Here is a 6,277-nt window from a genome sequence, read left to right on the forward strand (position 1 = left end):
TCATATCTACTGGAGAACGTTTATGAACCAGAACCATGACCCCGCCATCGACACCTTCATTCAGGACGTCGTGAATTTTGGCAGCCATTATCAGATGGAGGATATGGAGCGCCTGTATACCGGCGATCAATCCATTCTGTTCGTCAGCGGAGACGGCACAGTCGCCCGCGTTCCGCGCGCGGACATGATGGCGGAATTTCATGCGCGCGGCGCTGCGAATAATCCGCCGCTTTCCACCGAGCACAAGATATTGCATGTCGAACAGCAGGGCGATCACGCGACCGCGATCCTCTATCGCCGGATGAGCCCGTCCAATCCGCCCGCCATGTATGAACTGCGTATGCGCAAGGAAGACGGGCGCTGGATGGTGGCCGGTGAAACGGTCACCGCATGGCCGCGGGCCGAAGATGCCGAGGATTTCCTGCCTCCCCGTCAGAACTGATCCCTTCAGCACCGCAGATCAGCCTGCGCCGCTCCTGACGGCGCAGGCTTTTGCGCAAAATCGGCGCCGCCATCGCGGGGCCTATCACAAAGTATACCCGATCCTGCCAACATGTCTGATCGCAGCCGAAACGATCTCGCTTCATACTCATGGGGCGAGATGTGTTTCAAAAGCGGGAGATGGCGATGTTCACGAACCGGACTTTATCCATATGGAGCAGGGCGTTCGCGCCGCTGACCTGCGCGATGGCGCTGATGGCGGCGGGGCCTGCCGATGCGGGGCCTGCGCCATCTGCCGGATCGGTCTATGCCGATCCGGCCAATCCTGCGCTGCAAAAGGGGAACATGGTCCTCGATCCCAAAAGGGCTGCGCTGGTCGTGATCGATCCGCAGAACGACTTCATGGACCCCAAGGGCAAGGCATGGCCGGTGGTGGGCGAAGCGGTGCGCGAACAGCAGCTGATCCCGCATCTGCATCAACTGTTCACGGCGGCGAAGGCGGCGGGCATGGTGGTCGCGATTTCCCCGCACCATTATTATAAATGGGACCATGAATGGAAGGTGCAGGGACCGCTGGAGATTTTCCAGCATGATGTCGGCATCTTCGATCGCAAGGGCCCCTATACCCTGGATGGGTTCGAAGGATCGGGGGCGGATTTCCTGCCGGAATTCAAACCCTATATCTTCGATGGCAAAACGGTCATCGCATCCCCGCACAAGCTGTACGGGCCGCAGGTCAACGACCTGCCGTTCCAGTTGCGCAAGCAGCGGGTAGACCAGATCATCGTCGTGGGCATGCTGTCCAACATGTGCGTGGAATCGCATGTCCGCGAATTTCTGGAACAGGGGTTCGAAGTCGCCGTCGTTCGCGACGCCATCGCCGCGCCGAAACTGCCCGAAGGCGATGGCAATCTCTCCGCGCTCATCAATTTCCGCTACATGGCCAACGGATTATGGACGACGGCGCAGACCGTGGAGATGATGAAGAAGTAAAATCCCGTCCGGGCAGGCCCCCTTTAAGGGGGCCTGCCCGGACAGACAATATTGCGTCAACACCGACATACAGCCCGCTCCACCCCGCCGAAACCCGCCAGAATGACCGGTCCCCGGTCCAGGCCGCCCCTTGCGCCGGTGGTTTGACGCCGCGCATGGCCATGCATTGGGCAGGCCGGGCGCGGGTGGCGGTTTCAGGCCGCCTGAGGGCATCATTTCTATCCGGCGCTTACAGCGAGTATGATCGATAACAAAGATTATGTTAAATCACTAACCCCGATCCGGCCGCCAACACCCATTGCTCATGATTGTCACCTTCGCTGTTTCATGATTGCGGATTTTGCGTGTCGAACCCATGGCCGGACGGCTCCGACCATGGGCGCAACATATTCTGGCGCTTAATATTTCCAGCGCAGATTGCCCAGCACGCGACGCGGCGTGCCGTACCAGCCGGAATTGAAAAAGCCGACATTGCGGTAATAGGTCTTGTCCAGCACATTGGTGGCGTTCACCCCGATGCTGACATTGGGCGACAGGTCGTACCGGGCGAGCAGGTCCAGCAGGACATAGCTTTTCTGATACACATTGCCAGTTGCGGTCACGGGCTGACCATTGGCCAGGAACGCGCCGGTCGGTATCGGCATCGCGCGATAGATCTGGCTTTGCCAGGTCGCGCCCCCGCCCACCGTCACCGGACCGACGCGGTAGGTGGTGTTCAGCTTTGCCAGATGATGCGGCGTGTCGGGCGAAAAGCGGCTGCCATCGGCATTTTCGCTGTGCACATAGGTGTAGCCGCCCGCGATCCGCCAGTCAGGCGTGATCGACCCCGCGATTTCCAGTTCCGCGCCCCAGGTCTTGACCCCGCTTACCGCCTGATAGGGCGTCGAACCATCGGGCAGCGGCGGCGCACCCGACAGCAGCTGTGCGACATTGTCCTGCTTCATGTGGAAACCGCTGAGCGCTGCATAAAGACGCTTTTCGAAAAATTCGCCCTTGAAACCGAACTCGTAATTATTGCCGGTCAGCGGCGCGATCTGTTCGTTATTGACGTCGCGCTGCGTCTGGACAGTGAAGACCTGCGCATAGCTGGCAAAAGCGGAAATCTGGGACGTCAGGTCCAGCACGACACCGGCATAGGGTGAAAATTTCTTGTCCCCCACCTTCACCGTGCGGGTCAGCGCGCCGGGATTGGTGCTGGTGTTGTAGGTGTCGGTCGTGGTGCTGGCGTCGGTATAGCGGCCGCCCAATATGATTTTCAGCCCATCGGTGGGGTTGAGCCGCACCGCGCCGTAGACGCTGGTCTGTTTCATATTATCGACACTGGAATTGAAACCCCGATCGGCAGTCGTCGGGCGTGGCACATCACCGTCCCAGGTGAAAATACTGGGAAACAGCGTGTAAGTCGTGGTCCCAATCCGGACGGTAGGCAGGCCATAGGCCGGCGTCAGCGTCGTCGCGACATTTTCCAGTTCGCGGTCATAATGGTTGACGCCAAGAACCACTTCATGGTCGCGGCCGAACAGCCGGACCGGGCCGGTGGCATAGCCGTCGATCGAATCTTCCTCGGTATGCGAAATGCCATATGTATTGACGACGTTCAGGCCCAGTCCGGTCTGCCGATTGGGGAAGAAGGTGCTGTTCGACCCGGCAAAGAGCAGGCTTTCCGTATCGGTCCAGCGGTGATTATAGGCGGCCCGCGCAACCCAGCGGCCGATTTCCTGCTCCAGCGTGACGAAGGCGTTCTTGTTGTCGCGTTCCCACCGGTTCCATTTCGCAGCCGCGCTGTAGGAGCGTGGCAGATCGGTGCGGCTGCCATCGCTGAAGAAGAGTGGCACGGCGCTCCACGAACCGCCTTGGCTGTCGGTGCGCAGATAGTCGAAACCGGCGCGCAGGCGTGTCGTTTCGCTGATGTCCGCTTCGACCACGCCGTACAGGCTGGGCGAACGGTCCTTCTGAAAATCGATATAGCTGTCGCGATAGCTGTAGGCGGCGACTGCGCGGGCGCGAATTTTGCCGCTGGCGATAACCGGACCGCCGACGTCGGCTTCCGCACGAACATAATCCCACGAACCATAGGTCAGGTTTACATTGGCATGCAGGTCACGGGTCGGGCGCTTGCGAACCAGATTGATGGTGGCGGACGGATCGCCGGTGCCGGTGACAAGGCCCGCCGCGCCGCGCACGATTTCAATGCGTTCGAAGATCGACGTGTCGGGCATCACGCTGTTACCGCTGGCGCCGACGTTGAAATTGGACGGTACGCCGTCGAGCTGGAAATTGGTGATGCTGAAACCGCGCGCCTGAAAACGGGTGCGGTTGCTGTCATAGGATTGCACGGAAACGCCGGGCGTCTGATCCAGCACGTCCTGAATGGTGATGAGGTTGAAATCCTCGATCCGCTGCCGGGTGATGACCGTCACCGATTGCGGCGTTTCACGCAGCGTCAGCGGCAATTTGGTCGCGGTGTTGGTTTCGCCCGTCTGATAGCCTTCGCTGCGTCCGACGACCAGAATTTCGTCGATGCGCGTTTCCTTCGCCTTTTCTCGCGCGTCTACCGCGTCCGCCTGACTTTGGGCAAGGGCGGCGGGCGTGGCCAGCGCCGTCAGGGCGCTGCCGACCAGCAGAGCGGTCAGATGGTTTCGATTGGACATGAATTTCCCCCTATTGGATATGGTCGATCAGGGCCGCGTCGGCGGCGGCAGATAGGTGCGCAGGAGGAGCAGCGCGAAGGCGGCGGCGCTGATGATGCCGAACCAGCCGACGAGTCCGAACGCTGGTCCCCAGGCGGCAATGGCGGGAATCAGGCTGAACGCGATGCAGCTGAAACCAACCCAGCGGATCAGGAACGCCCGGCCGTCATCCAGCTTGCGTCCGAGCGCCCATTGATGGTGCTGAGCCTGCGACAGGCCCATGGCTGCGAGGCCCGTCAGGGCAAGAATGAAGGACAACAGGATCATCATGTCGTTGCCATCATGGCGTTCCGGCCGTTGGGACGGATTGCCTTCGTGTCGGCCCGTCGCCGTCGTCCCGACGCATGGCCAGCGAGCCAGAGGAAGATGGCGCCAAGGATCAGGAAGCCGGTTTCCATGCCGACCATCGGCCAGTCCGCCCGCGCCATGCTGGCGACCAGGCCAGTGTCCGTCAGCATCATGTCGCCGATGGGCAGCGTCAGGAGCGACAGGCCGGTCAGGGCAAACAGCGCCGTCCATCCGACGCGCGGTTTGCAGGCAAGGGCAATCAGGATCGCTGCGCCCCAGAGCCAGAACATGGCGGCGATTTCCGCATCGGCCCGTCCTTTCAGGGCGACGGGCAGCAGCCGGTTGGCCCACAGGAAACCCGTCATGGCAAGTGGCATGCCCGCGATGAAGGCGATGTTCAGCCGTTCGACGACATGGACGCCCCGATGGAGTTTTACGCCTTCGCGCAGCTTTTCGCGCCTTTTGGTCGTCCAGAGCACAAGGCCGCTGCCGACCATGATCGTCCCGGCCGCGCTGCACAGAAAATAAAGCCAGCGCATGACAATATCCGCAAAGCGCCCGGCATGCAGGCCGATCATCGCCCCGCGCGTATCAAGCGCCGCGCTTTGCCCCCGCGGCCCTGAAACCAGCGCGCCTTTCCCGTCGAAAATGATGACCTGCCCGCCATCGACGATGCGATCGGACAGACGCCGCGTCATTTCAATGCGTTGCGCGGTATCCCCCGGTTCGGTGATGCGGATCGCGGCCAGATGCCCCCTGCTCCACAGATTTTCCGCCTGCTTCACCATCGGGTCAAGATGGGGCAAGGGCTGTTGCGTGCCGATCCGCGATGGCACTTCGGTGCGCGGGAACAGATCGCGATACATGGGGGTAAGGCCCCCATAGTTGGCGATGGCGGCCCATGGCATGTACAGGCTCATCAGGGTGATCAGCCCGGTATAGGTAATCATCAGGTGGAAAGGCAGCGCCAGAACCGCCGTGGCATTATGCCCGTCCAGCCAGTTGCGCTGTCTGCGCCCCGGCCGGAAGGTGAAGAAATCGCGGAAAATCTTCTTATGGGTGATAATGCCGCTGACGATCGCGACCAGCATCATCATGGCGCACAGGCCAACGAACCAGCGCCCCCAGATGACCGGCACATAATGAAGATCGAAATGCAGGCGATAGAAGAAGTCGCCCCCTTCGGTGTCGCGCACCGTTGCTACGCGGCCATTGCCGTCCAGCCACTGGCTGGCCGGGGCGGCGCGTCGCCGTTTTGGTTTTTCCCCTTTTTTGGGTTGCAGCTGCCATTCCACGCGCGTTCCCGCACCGCGTGCGGTCGGCAATTCGATGGTCCAGCTTTTTGCGACGGGCGCCCTGGTCGTCAGAAAATTCATCGCGCCGTGCAGAACGGCTGGACGATCCATCGCTGCCGATAATTCCGGTCTGGCCCAGCGACTGATTTCATCCCGCCAGAAGCTGACCGTTCCGGCCAGAAATACGCCGAACAACACCCAACCCAGCAACAGGCCGGACCAGCTGTGGAGGATGGACTGCGTCTGCCGAACATGGCTCATCGCGGCACCATCGCCAGCAGGAGGCCTGCAACGCCGATGACGAGCAGGGTCAGGCAGGCTCTGCCAAATCGCCGTGCAGCAAAGGCCCAGATCGCAACGCCGGTATAGATGAGAAAAGACATCATGGTCGCCGACATCGTGGCGTCGATCCGCGCGCCGGGTAACCACCGCGCGAGCGCGGCAGCCCATATGGCAGCAACAGCATAGCCACCAAGCAGAGCCAATAGCCCCCGTCTGGTGATATTGCTAATGCGACCTATTAGCACGCGGTAACAATCTCATGCTCGATCGCCAATCCCATTCGCCATA

General features: G+C 61.0%; 6 protein-coding genes. 2 read left to right on the forward strand and 4 right to left on the reverse strand.

All coding sequences use genetic code 11. From position 1 onward, the window contains the following. Nucleotides 1–22 precede the first annotated feature (22 nt). Nucleotides 23–442 (forward strand): hypothetical protein, encoded by a 420-nt coding sequence (locus tag ACOJSJ_RS07510; protein WP_420144364.1) that lies wholly within the window; start codon nt 23–25, stop codon nt 440–442. Nucleotides 443–621: 179 nt separating this feature from the next. Further along, nucleotides 622–1,434: an isochorismatase family cysteine hydrolase gene (locus tag ACOJSJ_RS07515; RefSeq protein ID WP_420144365.1), complete on the forward strand. Its 813-nt coding sequence runs from the start codon at nt 622–624 to the stop codon at nt 1,432–1,434. 398 nt (nt 1,435–1,832) lie between these two features. On the opposite strand, the gene ACOJSJ_RS07520 is transcribed toward ACOJSJ_RS07515, so the two are convergent. The 4 genes from ACOJSJ_RS07520 to ACOJSJ_RS07535 are packed head-to-tail and all read right to left on the reverse strand — an operon-like array spanning nt 1,833 to nt 6,093. Continuing rightward, nucleotides 1,833–4,085 (reverse strand): TonB-dependent siderophore receptor, encoded by a 2,253-nt coding sequence (locus ACOJSJ_RS07520; protein WP_420144366.1) that lies wholly within the window; start codon nt 4,083–4,085, stop codon nt 1,833–1,835. 27 nt (nt 4,086–4,112) lie between these two features. After that, nucleotides 4,113–4,394, reverse strand: a complete 282-nt coding sequence (locus ACOJSJ_RS07525; protein WP_420144367.1) for a DUF3325 domain-containing protein — start codon at nt 4,392–4,394, stop codon at nt 4,113–4,115. Continuing rightward, complete coding sequence (locus ACOJSJ_RS07530) at nt 4,391–5,968, reverse strand: PepSY-associated TM helix domain-containing protein (RefSeq protein ID WP_420144368.1); 1,578 nt, start codon at nt 5,966–5,968, stop codon at nt 4,391–4,393. Before ACOJSJ_RS07530 ends, ACOJSJ_RS07525 begins: the two co-directional genes overlap by 4 nt. Then, complete coding sequence (locus tag ACOJSJ_RS07535) at nt 5,965–6,093, reverse strand: hypothetical protein (RefSeq protein ID WP_420144369.1); 129 nt, start codon at nt 6,091–6,093, stop codon at nt 5,965–5,967. Before ACOJSJ_RS07535 ends, ACOJSJ_RS07530 begins: the two co-directional genes overlap by 4 nt. Between the last annotated feature and the right edge of the window lie 184 nt (nt 6,094–6,277).

Origin of the sequence: Sphingobium sp. (assembly GCF_048594625.1) — a bacterium.
GTDB lineage: Bacteria > Pseudomonadota > Alphaproteobacteria > Sphingomonadales > Sphingomonadaceae > Sphingobium.

Coding starts and splice junctions, on each gene's coding strand:
- ACOJSJ_RS07530 (WP_420144368.1), bottom strand. CDS start 5,968: ATGAGCCATGTTCGGCAGACGCAGTCCATCCTCCACAGCTGGTCCGGC.
- ACOJSJ_RS07535 (WP_420144369.1), bottom strand. CDS start 6,093: ATGATGTCTTTTCTCATCTATACCGGCGTTGCGATCTGGGCCTTTGCT.
- ACOJSJ_RS07525 (WP_420144367.1), bottom strand. CDS start 4,394: ATGATGATCCTGTTGTCCTTCATTCTTGCCCTGACGGGCCTCGCAGCC.
- ACOJSJ_RS07515 (WP_420144365.1), top strand. CDS start 622: ATGGCGATGTTCACGAACCGGACTTTATCCATATGGAGCAGGGCGTTC.
- ACOJSJ_RS07510 (WP_420144364.1), top strand. CDS start 23: ATGAACCAGAACCATGACCCCGCCATCGACACCTTCATTCAGGACGTC.
- ACOJSJ_RS07520 (WP_420144366.1), bottom strand. CDS start 4,085: ATGTCCAATCGAAACCATCTGACCGCTCTGCTGGTCGGCAGCGCCCTG.